13 protein-coding genes are annotated in these 17,686 nt (G+C 68.4%); 3 read left to right on the plus strand and 10 right to left on the minus strand.

Features of this window, described 5'->3' with window-relative positions:
* Positions 1-56: 56 nt before the first annotated feature.
* From C6A82_RS01060 to C6A82_RS01070, 3 genes are all read right to left on the minus strand, one after another.
* On the minus strand, positions 57-383 hold the full coding sequence (locus C6A82_RS01060) for a hypothetical protein (RefSeq protein ID WP_199193937.1): 327 nt from the start codon (positions 381-383) through the stop codon (positions 57-59).
* Positions 384-484: 101 nt separating this feature from the next.
* On the minus strand, positions 485-1,957 hold the full coding sequence (locus C6A82_RS01065; protein ID WP_105348446.1) for an aldehyde dehydrogenase: 1,473 nt from the start codon (positions 1,955-1,957) through the stop codon (positions 485-487).
* Between the two features lie 55 nt (positions 1,958-2,012).
* Positions 2,013-2,783: a class I SAM-dependent methyltransferase gene (locus C6A82_RS01070; RefSeq protein ID WP_105348445.1), complete on the minus strand. Its 771-nt coding sequence runs from the start codon at positions 2,781-2,783 to the stop codon at positions 2,013-2,015.
* 68 nt (positions 2,784-2,851) lie between these two features.
* Between C6A82_RS01070 and C6A82_RS01075 the strand changes: the two genes are divergently transcribed.
* Positions 2,852-4,024 carry a glycosyltransferase family 4 protein gene (locus C6A82_RS01075; protein ID WP_105348444.1) on the plus strand — a complete coding sequence of 391 codons (1,173 nt, stop codon included), beginning with the start codon at positions 2,852-2,854 and terminating at the stop codon, positions 4,022-4,024.
* Here the strand turns inward: C6A82_RS01075 and C6A82_RS01080 are convergent.
* The 4 genes from C6A82_RS01080 to C6A82_RS01095 all read right to left on the minus strand — a co-directional run bounded on the left by C6A82_RS01080 (position 4,021) and on the right by C6A82_RS01095 (position 9,119).
* Positions 4,021-4,944: a DUF559 domain-containing protein gene (locus tag C6A82_RS01080; protein ID WP_233217134.1), complete on the minus strand. Its 924-nt coding sequence runs from the start codon at positions 4,942-4,944 to the stop codon at positions 4,021-4,023. The genes C6A82_RS01075 and C6A82_RS01080 overlap by 4 nt on opposite strands.
* Positions 4,945-5,036: 92 nt before the next feature.
* Positions 5,037-6,248 (minus strand): cytochrome P450, encoded by a 1,212-nt coding sequence (locus C6A82_RS01085; protein ID WP_233217133.1) that lies wholly within the window; start codon positions 6,246-6,248, stop codon positions 5,037-5,039.
* A gap of 46 nt (positions 6,249-6,294) precedes the next feature.
* Positions 6,295-7,869, minus strand: coding sequence for a hypothetical protein (locus tag C6A82_RS01090; protein WP_233217132.1), 1,575 nt, complete (start codon positions 7,867-7,869; stop codon positions 6,295-6,297).
* Positions 7,870-7,925: 56 nt separating this feature from the next.
* Positions 7,926-9,119 (minus strand): DUF3068 domain-containing protein, encoded by a 1,194-nt coding sequence (locus C6A82_RS01095; RefSeq protein WP_105348455.1) that lies wholly within the window; start codon positions 9,117-9,119, stop codon positions 7,926-7,928.
* Between the two features lie 213 nt (positions 9,120-9,332).
* On the opposite strand from C6A82_RS01095, the gene C6A82_RS01100 reads away from it, so the two are divergent.
* Both C6A82_RS01100 and C6A82_RS01105 read left to right on the plus strand, forming a co-directional pair.
* A complete protein-coding gene (locus tag C6A82_RS01100) occupies positions 9,333-10,445 on the plus strand; it encodes an acyltransferase (protein WP_105348454.1) in 1,113 nt (370 codons plus the stop codon).
* Between the two features lie 149 nt (positions 10,446-10,594).
* Positions 10,595-11,074: a DUF4352 domain-containing protein gene (locus C6A82_RS01105; RefSeq protein ID WP_158261666.1), complete on the plus strand. Its 480-nt coding sequence runs from the start codon at positions 10,595-10,597 to the stop codon at positions 11,072-11,074.
* Positions 11,075-11,083: 9 nt separating this feature from the next.
* Here C6A82_RS01105 and C6A82_RS01110 read toward each other — a convergent pair whose 3' ends face one another.
* Genes C6A82_RS01110 through C6A82_RS01120 form a run of 3 tightly spaced genes read right to left on the minus strand, consistent with a single transcriptional unit; the run spans position 11,084 to position 17,686 of the window.
* Positions 11,084-12,550, minus strand: a complete 1,467-nt coding sequence (locus tag C6A82_RS01110; protein ID WP_105348441.1) for an AMP-binding protein — start codon at positions 12,548-12,550, stop codon at positions 11,084-11,086.
* A gap of 1 nt (position 12,551) precedes the next feature.
* Positions 12,552-13,529, minus strand: coding sequence for a phosphotriesterase (locus C6A82_RS01115; RefSeq protein WP_105348439.1), 978 nt, complete (start codon positions 13,527-13,529; stop codon positions 12,552-12,554).
* A complete protein-coding gene (locus tag C6A82_RS01120; RefSeq protein WP_199193939.1) occupies positions 13,475-17,686 on the minus strand; it encodes a DUF3367 domain-containing protein in 4,212 nt (1,403 codons plus the stop codon). Before C6A82_RS01120 ends, C6A82_RS01115 begins: the two co-directional genes overlap by 55 nt.

Consider the following 17,686-nt stretch of genomic DNA (forward strand, 5'->3'; position numbering starts at 1 on the left):
TTCGTGACAAAAATTAGTCGAAAGTCCTCGAAAAACCGCAGTCTCGAAATGTCGCCTCAGTACCCCGGATAAGGCGGCGGATACGGCGGCGGGCACGGATACCCCGGATAACACGGCGGCGGCGGGGGAGGCGGCGGCGGGATGAAATACCACCACGGCGGAATCCAGTTCCCGACGTTCACGTCGACCCAATCGACTCCACCACCCCAGTTCCGGCCACCGAGGTCCCAGTCGGGACCCCAATGCCCCTTTCCGGGTCCGGGTATCCCCGGGATTTTAGGCCCGTGTGGTTTGGCGTCGGCCACTCCCGCGCCCAGGCCGAGGCCGGCGAAACCGACCATCAATGAGGTCGCGGCTACGGCAACGATTTTCTTGAGATTCATACTGCACCCCCAGGTGCAATCAGTTACCTCACTGATGGTCCTCTCGGAGAAACCGCATTACAAGAGAATCGCGTCGACGATCGGAACATCGTTCGCGACGACTACTCGGGCTTATAGCCAAACGGCAGCAGCACGCTCTTGGCCTGCGTGTACTGCTCGATACCCTCCGGTCCGTTCTCGCGGCCGATGCCCGAGTTCTTGTAGCCGCCGAACGGCGCGCCCGGATCGAACGCGTACATGTTCACCGCGTAGGTGCCGGTGCGGATCTTCGACGCGATCTTCATCGCCTTGTCGTTGTCGGTGGTGTACACGCTGCCGGCCAGGCCGTAGACCGAGTCGTTGGCGATGCGCACCGCGTCGTCCTCGGTGTCATAGGGGATGACCGCGAGCACGGGGCCGAAGATCTCTTCCTGGGCGATGGTCATCGAGTTGTCGACATCGGCGAAAACCGTCGGCTGAACGAACCATCCGTCGTCGAGGCCCTCGGGCCGGCCGCCGCCGGTGACCAGCCGCGCACCCTCTTCGACACCCTTCTTGATGTAGCCCTCGACACGCTCGCGCTGCTTCTCGGAGATCAGCGGGCCGATCATCGCCCCGGCATCGTCGGGCAGACCGATCGGCATGGCCGCCACGGCGCCCGACAGCTTCTCGACGACCTCGTCGTAGCGCGACCGCGGCGCGAGGATGCGGGTCTGCCCCACGCATGCCTGCCCGCAGTTCATCAACCCGGAGAACACCAGCATCGGCAGCGTCGAGTCGAGATCGGCGTCCTCGAGGATGATCGCCGCTGACTTGCCGCCCAGCTCGAGCGAACACGGCTTCAGCTTCTCGGCCGCGATCTTGCCGATCTCCTTGCCCACCGCGCTGCTGCCGGTGAACGTGAACTTGTCGATCTCGGGATTGGCGGTCAGCGCGCGGCCGGTCTCCGGACCGCCTGGCACCACCGACAGCACGCCCTCGGGGAGGCCCGCCTCGGCGAACATCTCGGCCATCGCGAACAGCGAAAGCGGCGTCTCGGCGGCCGGCTTGACCACGATCGTGCAGCCCGCGATCAGCGCTGGGCCCAGTTTGTTGGCAGCCAGGAAGAACGGCACGTTCCACGCGGTGACGGCGGCGACGACGCCGATCGGCTCGCGCAGCACCATCGTCTCGCCGTAGACACCCTGGCGGAAGTCGCGCCAGGTGAACTTGTCAGCCGCGGCAGCGTAGTACTGGAACGCCGACATCGCCGCGCCGTACTGCATCATGTCGACGATCGTCGGCGGCTGGCCCGTCTCGGCGGCGAGCAGGAACTTCAGCTCGTCGGCGCGCTCTTCCATGATCTTGACCGCCGCGGCGAGCACCGCCCCGCGCTCCTCCGGCGACATCTGCGGCCACGGGCCTTCGTCGAATGCCTTGCGTGCGGCCGCGCACGCGGCGTCGACATCGGCCGCGCTCGCCAGCGGAACCTTGCCGACGAGCTCACCGGTGGCAGGCGAATGCACCTCGATGACCTCGGCGGTCGCGGGCTCGGCCCACTTCCCGCCGATGAACAGCTTGTCCCACTCGGTCTTGAAAGCCGTGCTTTGTGTCATGGACGTCACATTACCCATCGAACGACGAAACGAGAACCTGTTGCAGTTCGGCCGGTCATCGCGGCCGCAGCACCAGCACCAGATTGCTCACCAGGAATTCCCGCAGAACCGGTACGCGGGTCATCCACCAGGCCCATCGCGGGTGGTAGCGCGGAAATGCGGCCACCAGCGCGCCGGTGCTTGAGCCGAAGTCGAGCCCGGCGGCGGCCGACACCGCGAACAACGACGAACCGTAGTCATTCTTGGCCCGGTGGCCGTGTTTGCGCGCGTAGCGCTCCGCCGCCCGTGCGCCGCCGAGATAGTGCGTCAGCCCCATCTCATGCCCGCCGAACGGGCCGAGCCACACCGTGTACGACAGCACGACCAGCCCGCCTGGCCTTGTGACCCGCAGCATCTCCCTGGCCAGCCGCCACGGCTCCCGAACATGCTCTGCGACATTGGACGACAGGCAGATGTCGACGCTGGCGTCGGCGAACGGCAGCGCCGTCCCTGAGGCGCGGACGTATCTGGCCGAGCCGGCGCCAGCAGGCCCGGCGTGCATCGCATGAATTTCTCTGGCGTCCGGTTCCACACCGATGTAGGTGAACCCAGCGTCTTCGAAGGCCGCCGCGAAATAGCCTGGGCCGCCTCCGACGTCGAGCAGGGTCCGGCCGGTGCCAGCCTCGCCGCGGGTCGCCTGCCACAGATCGCCGACCATCGCCGCGGTGTCTCGAGCCAGTGCGCCGTAGAACCGGGCCGGGTCGGACTGCTCGAAGCGGAACTGCGACAGCAGCCGAACCGACCGCGACAGTGTCGCGCGCCTGGCGAAGACGTCGGTGGCGGTCATTTTCGACGGCCGCTTGCGTGAGGAGACGACATCAAGGCGAACCATACGCAGCGGTTACGCTGGCACGGATGTCCAACCGTGCCGTTCGCTCCGTGCTGCTGTTGTGCTGGCGCGATACCGGCCATCCGCAGGGCGGCGGCAGCGAGGCCTATCTGCAGCGCATCGGTGCGCAATTGGCCGCCTCCGGGATTGATGTGACGCTGCGGACGGCCCGCTATGCCGGTGCCCCGCGCAACGAAACCGTCGACGGGGTGAAGATCAACCGCGCAGGCGGCACCAACTCGATCTACATCTGGGCGGGACTGGCGATGGTGGCGGCCCGCATCGGTCTCGGCCCGCTGCGCAAGGCTCGCCCGGACGTGGTCATCGACACCCAGAACGGGCTGCCGTTCCTTGCCCGGCTCGCCTACGGCCGCCGCGTCGTCGTGCTGGTGCACCACTGCCACCGCGAACTGTGGCCGGTGGCCGGCCGGCTGAAGGGTCGGTTCGGCTGGTTCGTCGAGTCACGGCTTTCGCCGTGGCTGCACCGGCGCAACCAGTACGTGACGGTGTCGCTGCCGTCGGCGCGGGACCTGACCGACCTCGGTGTGGACGCAGCGCGTATCGCGGTGGTGCGCAACGGGCTCGACGAGGCGCCTGCGGCGACGCTCGAACTGCCCCGTGCAGATCATCCGCGTGTCGCCGTGCTGAGCAGGCTGGTGCCGCACAAGCAGATCGAGGACGCGCTGACCGCCGTCGCCGAGCTGCGGCCGCGGATCAGCGGCCTGCACCTCGACATCGTCGGTGGCGGCTGGTGGCGCGACCGGCTCGTCGACCACGCGCGGGCGCTCGGCGTTTCGGACGCGGTGACCTTTCATGGCCACGTCGACGACAACGCCAAACACGAAGTGCTGCAACGGTGCTGGCTGCACGTGTTGCCATCGCGCAAGGAGGGCTGGGGCCTCGCGGTCACCGAGGCCGCCCAGCACGGGGTGCCGACCGTCGGCTACCGGTACTCCGGCGGGTTGACCGACTCGGTCGTCGACGGCGTCACCGGTCTGCTCGTCGACGACCACGCCGAGATGGTCGCGGGCATCGAGCGGCTGCTGACCGACCCCGTCCTGCGCGACCAGCTGGGCGGCAAGGCGCAGGCCCGCAGCGCCGAGTTCTCGTGGCGCCAGAGCGCCGAGGCGATGCGAGACGTGCTGGAATCGATGCTGGCGGGCGACCGCGTCAGCGGCGTCGTCCCGGCATCCGCCTAAGCGGCATTCCCGTTGCGCCCAAACCAACGATCGGGCGGAAAAGTGCGAGTAAACGCCGCCATTTTGTCGATCTCAGCGCCGCCCCGGCGAAGCCAAGCCTCGTACACGCGCGCGAGGATTTCGCTCGGACGGTCCTCGTTGAGCACCCGGATGACCTGCCAACCGAGCCGTTCGATCTTCGGAATACGCCTGGCATCCTTGACGTACTGGGGGCGATCGGTCCGATGTTGCTCACCGTCGTACTCGACCGCCAGGTGAAGCTCATGCCATCCCATGTCGAGGAAAGCGAACGGTTCGGCGCCGTCGAACACCGGAATCTGGGTTTCGGGAATCGGAAAGCCGTTGTCGATCAACAGCAATCGCAGCCAACTCTCCTTCAGCGATGCGGCGCCGGGATCGACCATCGAAAGAAGCTCGCGCAGCTGCCGGACCCCCCGAACCGGACCGTATCGCGACATGAGCATGGCCACGTCTTCCGCTGTGAAGGGTGCCGCGCGCATCAACGCATCGAGCCGGCCGAGGGCCATCGACCGCTTCTGGTATCGGCCCATGTCGAAGGCGGTGCGCGCAGGAGTCGTCACCGGCAGCCCGGCAACAGTGACGACCTCGTCGTCGGCGATGCGATCCATCCGCACGACGAGACCGGGTTGGCGGCGTCTCTCGTCGACCAGGATTTCGATCGGATGGTTGCCGTCGACCCAGTCGGCGCCGTGCAGGGCCGATGCGGCGACACCGGCGATGACGCCGTCCCGGTTCGATGTGAGCCACGCCCCTGTCGTCCTGTCGTGTAGCGACGGCGTCGACCATATCGGACTGTGAACGCCCCGGAACATCGGCCGATACCAACGCCGCAAGTCGTGCCGGGACAGGCCGTCGGCCAGTGCTTCTCTACCAAGAAATACTTCCCCCATGGATCGCATCGTGCTCCGGCGGTCCGACACGCGCCGAGATCGACGAAATGGCGCGATCTTCTCGCACTTTGCCGCCCGATCGTTGGTTTGGGCGTAAAGGGTCAGGCGTCGAAGGCGATGGGAAGCGTTGCCGGGCCGCTGATTCCGACCATCGGCTTCCACTGCGCGATGCCGTCGCGACGCAGGTTGGGCATGCGGCTTGCCATCGTCGACAACGCCGTGGCGATCTCACGCCGGGCGAGGTTCGCACCGAGGCAGTAGTGCGCGCCCGCGCCGAACGTCTGCATCGGCGGCGCGTCCTCGCGCGTGATGTCGAAACGCTCCGGCTCGACGAACACGTCGGCGTCGTGGTTGGCGGCTGCCGTGTTGCACATGACGAACGTGGCCGCAGGGATCGTCACGCCGCCGATCTCGACGTCCTCGGTCGTCATCCGCATCGCACCGAAAATCACCGGGCTGAAACGCATGACCTCTTCGACGGCCTTCATCGCCAGCTCCGGACGCTCGCCGAGCAGCGCCCACTGCTCGGGATAGTCGCAGAACACCTCCAGAGCGGCGGCCACCTGGTTGCGGGTGGTGTCCGTGCCTGCCATCAGGATTCCGGCGGCCAGCATCCGCAGCTCGCCGATCGACAAGCGGTCGCCGTCGTCCTCGGCCCGGATCATCTCCGAAATCAGGTCCTCGGTGAGGGATTCGCGCCTGTGCGCCACCATGTCGTCGATGTAGTCGTCGAGCTCTGCCCACGCGGTCAGGATGTCGTTCTCGTACTCGGCGACGTTCCAGCTGAACAGCTTGAAGAAGTCGTCGGCCCAGTCGGAGAACTGTCGCCAGTCTTCGCGCGGGGCACCCAGCAGCGCCGAGATGATCGGCACCGGATACGGCCGCGCGATCTCGGCGACCGCCTCGCACCGTCCGTCGGCGCCCAGTGAATCGATCAGCTCATTGATGACGTCGGCGATGATGCCGTCGAGCCGGTTGACCGACCGCGGCGTGAACGCCTTCGACACGAGCCTGCGCAACCGGGTGTGGTCGTCCCCGTTCATGGCCAGCAGCGACGTGCTCGCGCGGTGCCACAGCGGTCCCGACGTGATGCCCTGCGTCTCCAGCCCGAGGCCTCGCGGCACCTGGAACCGGGCGTCGCGCAGTGTCTCGCGCACGAGCTGGTAGCGCAGAATTTCGGGGCCGTGCGCCCCCATCGCTATCGGGCCCTGCTCGAGGGCCTTGCGGAGATTCCGGTGCGCCTCGTCGGGAGTCGTCGCTTCCTCGTACTCCACGGTCGGCAGGTCGGCTTCCAACACACTCGACGCAGTCATGGAAACCATGCTTCTTCGGTGTGAAGTGGGTCACTAGCGTAGTCCACTACCCCAGTCGGCGACGGACCAGCGCGACGAGCGCACCGACGCCGCCGACAGCCAGCATCGTCAGCCATAAACCATGCATGACAAGCATCAACGCCCGGTGCGGCGCAGCCGGGTGATCGCCGCCGATCCGCGTCACCGTCAGCTCGCCTGCCGTCTCAGTGACCAGCCACCCCACGCCGGCGCGGGCCAACTCGTCGCGGTCGGCGCCCGTCGCCAGCAGCCGTTCGACCTCGCGTGCGCGCCCGCCCTCGCCGGGCACCACACGGCCCGAGATCGTCAGGTCGCCGGTCGTCAACACATCGGCGGTGACCCAGCGCGGAAGCGGATCGAGCACCGGCGCATCGCCTGCCCACGAGAAGATCCGCATGCTGCCCGGCGGCCGCACCGCCACGGGACGCGGATCGTCGTTGATCGTCGCCGCGGCCGTGGCCCAGCCGGCCGGGTACTGCACGGCGACCACCTTGCCGCCGACCCCCCACGCCAGATCGGGCAGCGTCGCGATCAGGGCCAGACTGCAGACGGCCGCCGCGGCGACGGCGGGCAGCCACCGCCGCAATGTCAGCACGGTCGCGGCAGCGGCCAGCGTGTAGCCCGGCACCGCCAACGCCACCCACTTCTGCGCATCGCGGAGCACACCGAGCCCCGGCAGCGCCCGCACCATCGACTCGACGGCAGCGAGTCCGGGCGTCGTCGCCATCAGCGCGGGAACCACGACGGCGGCCGCGGCCAGCGCCAGTAGCGGAACCGCGGCGGGTGTGCGGATGACGACCGGTAGACCCGCGGCCACCACACCCAGCAGCACGACCGCGGCGATGACTGCGAAAAGCGTTGTCCGCGAGGATGGTACAGCGTCGGAGTTCCAGATACCGCCCAGGCTGGCAAGGCTCCCCAGCGTGGCGAGGCCCGGTTCGGCCCGCGCCGCGAACGCGGACACGCCCTCGGCCTGTGACGACGACAAGGACTCTGCGGCCAGCGCGGCCGTCAGCCACGGCAGGGCCGCCAGGATCGCCGCACCGAGCCCGACGCCCGCGCACAGAAGCCGTGACCGACCCGAACCCGGCGCGGATGCCGTCACCACCGCGACGGCCGCGGCCAGCATCAGCCCCGTCGGCGTCAGCCCGGCCAGCGCCGTCCAGAACGCCAGCGCGCAGATCTCGGCCCACAGCGCGCCTTTACCCGCGCGCATCGCCAGCACGGTCGCCGCCACCCACGGCAGACACCCGTACCCGACCAGCAGGCTCCAGTGCCCCTGCAGAAGCCGTTCGCCGACATAGGGATTCCACACCGCGAGCGTCGCGGCGAGAAATTGACCCGGCACACCGGCATCGGGCAGAACACGAGCCGCCAACCGTGCGGCGCCCCAGCCCGCGAGGCACAGCCCGGCGACGAGCAGCATCTTCACCACGACACCGCCGTCGACGACGTGCGACGCCAACGCGACTGCGAAGTCCTGGGGAAGGGCCCGCGGGGCAGCGGCCGAAAGGCCAAGTGCCGCATCGGACAGATACGAACGCGGAGTGGAAACGGCGTCGCGTAACAGGAGATAGCCGGGCGCCAGCAACGGGCCGGTCACCACAAGAGCGAGCGCCAGCGCATAGGCCGGCGCCCAGAACCTCGTCAGGAAACGGCTTATCGGTCCGGTGGCTGTCTGGGCCGCTGCGTCGGCAACTGCATCTTCTCGGTCTTCGCCTCCGCGCCGGGCACCTTGATGCCCTGGGTGTCGAAGAAACCGTGATCGGCCTCGTCGAGGCCGGGGTCGATCAGAGTGGACTCCGCACGCAGGCTGAACGATCCCAGCAGCGCGCCGCCGACCAGCGAGACCAGCCCGATGGCGGTGAACGTGATCGGCAGGATGCGACCCCACAGCGCGACCCGGTCCCGCTCGTCGCGTGCGGTGGCGACCTGCGACTCCACCGTCTGCTCGGTGGAGGTGACGGTGTAGTCGACGAACGTGACCTCGGGCCGCAGGGCCTCACGCGCGTAGTACTGGTTGGCCCGTTCCTTGGACCTGACGATGGTGCCCGACACCGGATCGACCCAGAAGGTGCGCTGGGCGGCGTAGAAGCGGGTCATGGTGATCCGCTCTTCGGGATCGCCGGGCAGGCCCCACATGCCCGCGGTCGCGGACACCTGGCTGTCCTCGTCGTCGTCGTACAGCGACGCGTACTTGACCGGTTCGACGAGCTTGCCGTCGGCGTCGTAGCCGACGTTCTGCGTGAACCGGTAGGTCGTCAGCCCGTTGACGTCTTCCTCGCCGTCGTAGTTGGCATCGAAGGCTTTCTGGGCGATCGGGTCGAAGAAGGGGTACGTCTTCTTCTCCGTATCGAACGGGAAGCGGTAGGCAAGCCCCTCGTGCGGCAGTGCGATGTTGGTCGGCGGCTGGTCGTCCTCGATCGTGCGCGGCTTCTGCACTGCACCACCGGGATTGCTCTCACTGGAGACCGCCATCGCGGTCTTGCGGTCGACGGTGACGGTGTCGACGAGGGCCAGCAGAAGGCCGTTGTCCTGTTGTTTGTCGGTGCGACGCAGCGTCGTGCCGACCTGGAGGGTGACGACGTCGGCGTTGGACGGCGCCTCGACACTGACCTGCTGCTGCTGGCTCACCGGTCTGTTCTTGCCGATCTCGAACTTCGGGGCGGAAAGCGACGCGGGGTCGAAGGCCGTTCCGGTGCCGTCGCTGACCAGGGTGGCGTCCAGGTCCAACGGGATCTTCGTGATCTTGCTCTTGGTGTAGGTCGTGAGCAGCAGCGCGGCGATCAACAGGGCAGCACCGAGCCCCAAGATTCCGCACGCCGCGATCCGCAACGCCACTGCGCGGTTCAAACCGTTCCTCCCGTGCTCCATGTCGCCGGCGTCCGGCTCCGTCGGTTTGGGCTGCCCCAATGGGAAGCGACCCTAACAGCACAAACTAAGGCCATCGTTTACCACGACGGCTTACCGGCCCTGCCGTATTGCACACTGGTCGCTGTGTCCGGTTCCGAAGCGCGCTCCGAGGGCGTTGGCGGCACGCGCGGATTCCTGCCGCCCGTCGAGGGCATGCGTGCCTGCGCTGCCGTCGGGGTCGTCGTCACCCACGTGGCATTTCAGACCGGGCACACCGGCGGAGTGGTCGGGCGGCTGTTCGGCCGCTTCGACCTGGCGGTCGCGGTGTTCTTCGCGTTGTCTGGCTTCCTGCTGTGGCGCGGCCACGCCGCGGCGGCGCGCGGCCTTCGCCCCGTGCCCGCGACCGGGCACTATCTCCGCTCCCGCCTTGTCCGCATCATGCCCGCCTACCTGGTTGCGGTCGTGGTGATCCTGACGCTGCTGCCCGACGTGAAGGCCGATCTCACGGTCTGGCTGGCGAACCTGACGCTCACCCAGATCTACGTCCCCCTGACGCTGACGGCCGGATTGACGCAGATGTGGAGCCTGGCCGTCGAGGTGAGCTTCTATGTCGCACTGCCCGTCATCGCGCTGCTGGTTCGCAGGGTGCCGGTGAAGGCCCGCATTCCCGCGCTGGCCGCTGCGGGGCTGCTGAGCCTCGGGTGGGCGCTCATTCCGTTCGCCACCCCGGTTGGGGTCAGCTCGGTGAACTGGCCGCCTGCGTTCTCGGCGTGGTTCGTCGCAGGCATGCTGCTGGCCGAGTTGACGGTGACACCGGTCTGTCTGGCGCACCGGTTGGCCAGGAAGCGGATCCTGATGGCGGCCGTCGCGCTGGTGGCCTTCTGCATCGCGGCGTCGCCGATCGCGGGCCCGGAGGGCCTCACACCGGGCACCGCGCAGCAGTTCATCGTCAAGGTCGCGATGGGCGCGGTGGTCGCCGGTGCGCTGCTCGCACCGCTCGTGCTCGACGCGCCGGACACCCCGCACCGCATCCTCGGCAACGCGACGATGGTGACGTTGGGCCGATGGTCCTACGGGCTTTTCATCTGGCACCTGGCCGCGCTGTGGATGGTGTTCCCGATCATCGGCGAGTTCGCATTCAACGGGCACATGCCGGTCGTACTCGTGCTGACGGTGGTGATCGGCTTCGCGATCGCGGCGGTCAGTTACGCGCTGGTCGAGTCGCCGTGCCGGGTTGCGTTGCGGTGCTGGGAATACCGCCGCAGCAGCCCCGCAGCACCCGCTCCGCCGCTGGACAGCGCGGTCGCGGTCGAACGGGTCGGCTGACCTCGACCCGCAACCCATGTGGACGGCTCTAATCTTTGCTGATTGTTAAGACGCGCCCGCCGTTGACCTGCAATGCTGCTCGTATCGCAGGAGAAGCGTGGTCGGGCAGCGGAGGGGAGAGCAAAATTTTCAGAGCCCGTATCGCCACCGTGTGCGCGGCGGTCCTCACCGCAGCGGGTATCGCCGCCTGCAGCTCGGGAGGGACAGAAGAGGGCACCGCCCAGACGCCGGCTTCGCCGTCGGCATCAGCCGAGCCGTCCTCGGGCACCAAGGACGGCAATCTCGCGTTCACGCTCGACCGTGTCGAACGCGATTGGGTGGACCCCGACCACAGTCGCGCGCCTCAGGGAACCTGGGTGCGGATACCACTGACGGTCAGAAATGAAGGCGACACCGCACAGACGTTCGCAGCCGATGACCAGAAGCTGAAGGAACCGGGAGGGCAGACGCTGTCGCCGGATACCGAGACGATGAACGCGGAGTTCCCCGGCCACACCTCGGTGGTGATACAGCCCGGTAGCCAGTCGCTTGTCTACCTGCTGTTCGACGTGCCGTTCGGTCTCATTGCGAACAAGATCGAACTGCACGAGTCCGCGCAGTCACCCGGCGTCACGCTCGATCTGCCGTAGCCACTGCGGTCAGGAGTGCGCCCCGGCCAACCGAGCGAGGATCTCGTCGCGCACCGCCGACCGCCGCGCCTTGCCCGCATCGTCGCGCAGCGGCGTGTCGGTGAACTCGACGGCGCGCGGCACCTTGTAGCCGGCGATGCGCTCGCGCAGGAAGTCGACGACGGCGGCCTCGTCGAGCCCGTCGGACTGGACGACCGCGTAGGGCACCTGGCCGAGATCCTCGTCGGGAACGCCGACGACCAAGCAGGTAAGCACCCCGGGGTGTGCGCTCAGCGCGGACTCGATCTCGGCGGGGTAGACGTTGCGGCCGCCGACGGTGAACATGTCGACGCGGCGGTCGTTGAGGTAGAGGAAGCCCTCGGCGTCGAAGTAGCCGAGATCGCCGAGTGAATCCCAGCCGTCGCGGCTCTTGGCCTTCGATCCGATGTAGCGGTAGGTCGGCGGGCTGCCGGGCGCGGGCCGCATGTAGATCTCCCCCGTGACGCCGGGCGGGCATTCGTTGCCGTCATCGTCGAGGACTTTCATCTCACCGGCGACGACAACGCCCACCGACCCGGGATGGGTCAGCCACTGATCGCCCGAGATGAACGTCAGCGCCTGAAGTTCGGTGCCGCCGTAGAGTTCCCACACGGCTTCTGGGCCCACGAGGTCGATCCAGGCCTGCTTGATCGCGGGCGGGCACGGCGCGGCCAGATGCCAGAACCGCCGGATCGACGACAGGTCATAGGCATCGGGGTTGGCCCGGTAGACGGGGAGCAGACGCTGCATGATCGTCGGCACCGTCGCCAGAAAAGTGACCTTGTGTTCGGTGACGAGCGACAGGAACTCGTGCGGATCGAAACGCGGCATCAGCACAAGGTGATGGCCCTGCACCAGTCCGATCCCAAAGGTGGAGAATCCGGTGTTGTGGCTCAGCGGCACCGAGATGAGGTTGACATCGTTGTCTTCAGCGCCCAGCGGGTACCCGGCTCCCGGGGGAAACCGGCTGTCGCCGCCCGCCTCGATCAACTTGGGCCTGCCGGTGCTGCCGCCCGACGCCATCGACTTCCACACCGGTGACACCATTTCGGGAAGCGGGTCGTCGGACAGCGCCGGATCCGGCGTGAAACCGACGGGCACACTGGCGGTTCTACCGCGCGGGTCGTCGCGTCCGACGATCAGCGCCTGCGACCGCAGGTCCAGCAGAGCTTCGAACTCCGCGTCGGGCAGCCGCGCCGACAGCGGCTGCGGCGTCGCGCCGAGTTTCCACGCGGCCAGCACCGACTGCGCCCACTGAATCGAGTTGGGCAGCACGATGGTCACGTAGTCGCCGACGCCCACCCCGCGTTCGGCGAACGCCCTCGCGAGCCGGTTCGTTGACAGGTCGAGCTCGCGGCGGGTCAGGGTCTGACCGGAGCAGGTGACCGCGGGCGCGTCGGGATCTTGGGTGGCCAGCGCGGCGACCTGCGTGCCGATCGGCGCCGTGTCGTCGGGCACGTCAGTAGCCGCCCTGGTTGGCGAAGATGTCGCGCGGGTTGTCCACCATCATCGTGTGGATCTGTTCGTCGGTCACGCCGCGTTCTCTCAGCGCGGGCAGCACATCGTCGGAGATGTGCAGGTAGTGCCAGTTCGGCATCGCGACCGGAACCAGTTCCTCAGGCAGCCAGTCCATGAAGCACGACGCGTCGTGCGAAAGCACCATCTTGTCGGAATGGCCGCGTTCGCACATCGTCGCCACCGTGTTCACCCGCTGCTCGCTGTCGAGGAAGGTGTCCAGCCCGAAGCGGTCCATGCCGATGTAGGAGCCGTTGCCGACGAGCTCTTCCAGGTAGTCGATGTCGGTGGTGTCGCCGCAGTGCCCGATCACGACGCGCGACAGGTCGACACCCGCTTCTTCGAAGATCCGCTGTTGCTCGAGCCCGCGGCGAGTGGCGGCGTGGGTGTGCGTCGAGATCGGCACACCGGTCTGGCGGTGCGCCTGCGCCACCGCCCGCAGCACCCGTTCGACACCGGGGGTGACGCCCGGTTCGTCGGTGGCGCACTTGAGGATCGCCGCCTTGACACCGGTGCCCGCGATGCCTTCGGTGATATCGCGGACGAACATGTCGGTCATCGTCTCGGGGCCGTCAAGCAGCGTGCCGGGGCCGGTGAAGTGGAAGTACATCGGCACGTCGTTGTAGGTGTACACCCCGGTGGCCACGACGATGTTGATGTCGGTCTGCGCGGCGATGCGCGCGATGCGCGGGATGTAGCGGCCGAGCCCGATCACCGTCAGGTCGACGATGCTCGTCACGCCGCGCGAGGCGAGTTCGTTGAGGCGGGCGACGGCATCGGCCTCACGCTTGGCCTCGTCGCCCCAGACCTCGGGATAGTTGTGGTGGATCTCAGGGGACAGCACGAAGACGTGTTCGTGCATCAATGTCACTCCGAGGTCTGCGGTGTCGATTTCGCCTCGCGCGGTATTGAGTTGCGGCACGACGCCGATGCTAGGGCGGCGACCGAGATCAGCGCCAGCAGTTGGACAACCCAGAAGTGTCCGGCGTACCCGTCAACCGAACGCCACGGGTTCTGCGACAGCACCGATCCTGCCAGGATCAGCCCGCCCGCACTCGTGCCCACCGTTACGGCGTCGTACAGCGTCGGCCGATGGCGAAGGAGGTGACCGGCACCGAGGGCCGCGGCGAACACGACGACGCCCGCGAAACCGGCGATCACCCCGCCAGCGGCCAGCACCGCCAGGCCGCAGAGAACTGTGTTGGGTTGCCAGGGCCGGGCCGGCTCGGCCACTGGCGGTGGACGCCGCGCGGGTACCAAGGCCAGCAGCGTGAGGATCGGCAGCAGCGCCAGGCCGCCGATGATTCCTGCGCGGTAGACGGCGTTGGAGCCGAACGTCAGAGTCACGGTCCCCGACGTGCCCTCTGGCACCACCCAGCCCTGCTGCCAGCCGTTGACGGTCACCGGGTGCAACGTCGTGCCTTCGGCGGTGCGCGCGGTCCACCCCGGGTTGATGCTCTCGGGCACCACGAGGACGCGGGATGTTCGCGACGCGGGGACCTTCACCTCGCGGTGGTCAGGTCTCCAGGCGCCTGTCTCCACCGGAACCGTTGGCGCGCTGCGCAATTGACGGCCCAACGGTCCGGTCAGTTGCACGCCGTCGGCAACGAAGGCCGCACCGGGGCTGACGATCAACTCCTGCTGACCCTCGGGCAAGGCTATCGGTCCGGCCCGGCACGGCGTTGCCGCGATGGGCTCGCCGTCGAGCAGCTGACCTACTGTCGTGTCGATCCTGGTCTGCACGAACTGTCCTGCGACGGCGATGACCGGGCCCGTGCCGCACGGCAGTGACACCGTCCGCGCTCTGTTGCGCGCGGCGTCGGCGGCGGCGATCGGACGGCCCTGCGCGTCGAGTGCGGTCACCTCGGCCAGCCCCGGCGGCTTGAGTTGGTCGAAGCCGAGAGCCGTCCGGTCGATGACGTCGTCCCAGTCGAGGATGGACACCGTGACCGTGTCGGTGACCAGCGGTCGCAGCTTCACCGTCTGCGCGCCCGCATCGGCGGCCAACGGACGCACCTGCGGGCCGTCGCCGAGGTCGATCGCGACCAACCGGGGATGCGCAGGCAGCGTCGACGCGCTCGGTGTCACCCGCAGGGCGCTCACCTCTTGCGCGGCAGGCAGTTTCACCGTCAGGTTGGGCGGTGTGCGGTGCTGCACCACGCGCTGCGGCGCCGTCCACGCTGTGCGAGGGTCGCCGTCGGTCGCGGAGTAGACGGAGCCGAGTACGTCGATCGGGTCGGAGTCTCCGGTGGCCGTCGCGGTCTCCGGCTGCCGGATCAGGTCGGCGAGGCTGGGGCCCTGGCGCGGCCGCACCCACACCCTCGAGCTCACCGAGATCGGCTCCGGCACCATCAATGTCCGGCTCATGTTCACCGGCTCCTCGGGCGCCAACGCCATCGCCGCCGCACAGTGCACACCGTCGGGCCCGTCGGCGCAGCCGGAGCGGCCGAGCAACTCGGGACCAAGATCCCATTGCGCGGCAGCGGAGTCCGGTGGCGGACCGGGCACCGCGACCGTATGGCGCAGCTCGATCGGATGGGCGAAGCCAGACGCGTCGTACTGCGTGACCGTGAAGTCGGTGATGCCGAACTGGACGCCGGGCGACCCGTCGTCGGTGCCTGCGGCGGTGATGCGGACCCATGGGGTCTCGCCATAGGGCAGCGCCGCGGTGATCGGCTTGCCCGGCTCGTCGAAGCGCAGCGTACTGGTGCCGTTGACGGTGGAGATCTCCATACGGCGAATCTGGGCGCCGACGGCCGTCGCGCTCGGCGTGATGGTGAGGGTGGCGTTCGTGACCGGATGGTCGAAATCGATTTGCATCCACTGCCCGACGGCGGACTGCAGCGCGTTGGACACCCAGCTCGTCGACGAGTCGCTGTCGATGGCCGCTGTCGGGGCGGTCGCGGGTGCGACGTTGGGCAGTGCGGTCGAGTCCGCCGCGGAGCTCGATACCGAGATACGGCCGCCGGTCCACTCGCCGTGCACCGTACGGGCATCACCCGCGGGATAGTCCGGCACGCGGTTGAACGTGTGCCGGGTGTCGCCCTCCGCGCGGATCGCCGACGAGTGGTCGTCGACGCGGCCGTAGTCGGTCTCGCGGGCGAGTGGGGTGTCGGTGACGGTGACGACGGGGGTCGGCAGCCCGGCGCGCTGGGCGTCGGCGGTCAGCACCATCGGCCCGAGCGGCGGCTGCTTGCTCAGCCTGCGGCGCTCGTCGAGGCGCAGCAGCGCCTCGGAACCGCCGTCGACGCGGGCCATCGCGTCGGTGTCGGTGAGATACGGACCACCGAGCCGTACTGCATCGACACGAAAGATCTCGACGGCCGGGTACTTGGGCCGCAGCCCGCTGTCGGTGATGAAGCCGGAGAGCGTGCCAGGGCCGACCGGTGCACCGAACTCGGCGACCTTCGTCAGCCCCTTCGAGTCCTCGATCGCGCGGTGCACCAGCACGGGCCGCGCCGACCGCGACGTCTCCGGGTCGAGGTCGTTTCGCACGACGACATACGAGATCCCCTGTCGGGCGAGGGTGTCCGCCAGTCCGGCCGACGGTCGGCCCGCTGCGAACAACCGCTGCACCGAGTCGAGCGCGCGGATGGTCTGCGGCGGTGTCAGCGGAATCGAGTCGCGCACACCCCACGGGCCGGCGCCAAGCACCTGCAGCGGTTCATCGTGGCTGGACCCCCACGTCTGCGTCGCGAACGGCGCACCCGGCGCCACCAGCACGCGACCCGGCGGCGACCCGGTGTTGTGCTCGTCGAGCCAGGCCGCCGTCTGGTGCCAGTAGGGCGGGATCGCGTCGAACGCGCCAGGTGGTGTCAGCCGTCCCGTCCACGCCAGTGAACTGCCCGCGGCCAGCGCGACGAGCACCACCATGCCGACCGCCACCCGCTTGTCGTTCTCCGGGTGCGCGAAGGCGTGCAGCCATTCGCGTCGCGGCACAGCTCCTGGCAGCGGGATGCGGCCGAGCAGGTGCGCAAGGCCGAGTACCAGTGGCAGCCGGATCAGCGGTTCGAGCTTGTGCACGTTGCGCAGCGGGGTGCCGTCGGCGTCGAGGAACGTCTGAACCGCATGTGCAAGAGGCGATCCGAGGCCGCCCGCATATCCGGCCGCCAGCAGCGTGATGCCGATCAGCAGGATCGTCACCAACCGACCGCGGGCAGGCATCCCGCGCATCGCGAGCCCCGCCAGTCCCGCGGCGGCCACAAGCGTGGTGGCCAGTACCGCGACGGTCCCGGTGACCAGCGTCGCCCCGGCGGTGGCGTTCGGCGCCACGAACGGCGTCCAGCTGTCGGTGCCGCGCAGCACCTCGGTCAGCGAGGTCCATTGCGTTGTGACACCGGAGGATTCGATGAAGTCGAGGAATGGCGGGCTGACCCGGCCGAGCATGACGAGTGCCACCACCCACCATGCGATGGCCAGTACCGCACACAGCGCCCACCACGCGGTGAACCGCAGCCACAGCCGGTTCGGCCGGTGACAGGCCCACCAGATGAGCGCCGGCAGGCAGCCGGTCAGCGTCGCGACCGCGTTGACCGCACCCATGAGCGCGAGCGCCAACGCCGACCGCGCGGCGAGCACCCGTACGTCACCTGAACCGCGCAGCGCCAGCACCACCGGCAGCAGCACCCACGGCGCCAGCATCATCGGCAGCGTCTCCGACGAGATCGCGCCGATCGTCGTCAGCACGCGCGGCGACAGCGCGAAGGCGGTGGCCGCGATGACACGCGAACCGGGCGATCCGATGCCGAGCGCTTCGGCCAGCCGCAGCAGTCCCCAGAACCCGATGGTGAGCAGCAACGCCCACCACAGCCGCTGGGTGACCCAGCCGGGCAGGCCGAGCACGTCGCCGAGAAGGAAGAACGCGCCGTGCGGGAACAGGTAGCCGTAGGCCTGGTTCTGGGTCTGGCCGAACGGCAGCTCGCTGTTCCACAGGTTTAGCGCGCGGGCAAGGAACCGCAGCGGGTTGGCGGTCAGGTCGAGCTTAGTGTCTGGCGAGATCTTGCCCGGCGACTGGGCGAACGTGAGGGCCAGCGAAATCGCCGCGACCAACCACAGCCAACGGCGAGGAACTGGCGTCAG

This window comes from Mycobacterium sp. ITM-2016-00318 (assembly GCF_002968285.2).
GTDB lineage: Bacteria > Actinomycetota > Actinomycetes > Mycobacteriales > Mycobacteriaceae > Mycobacterium.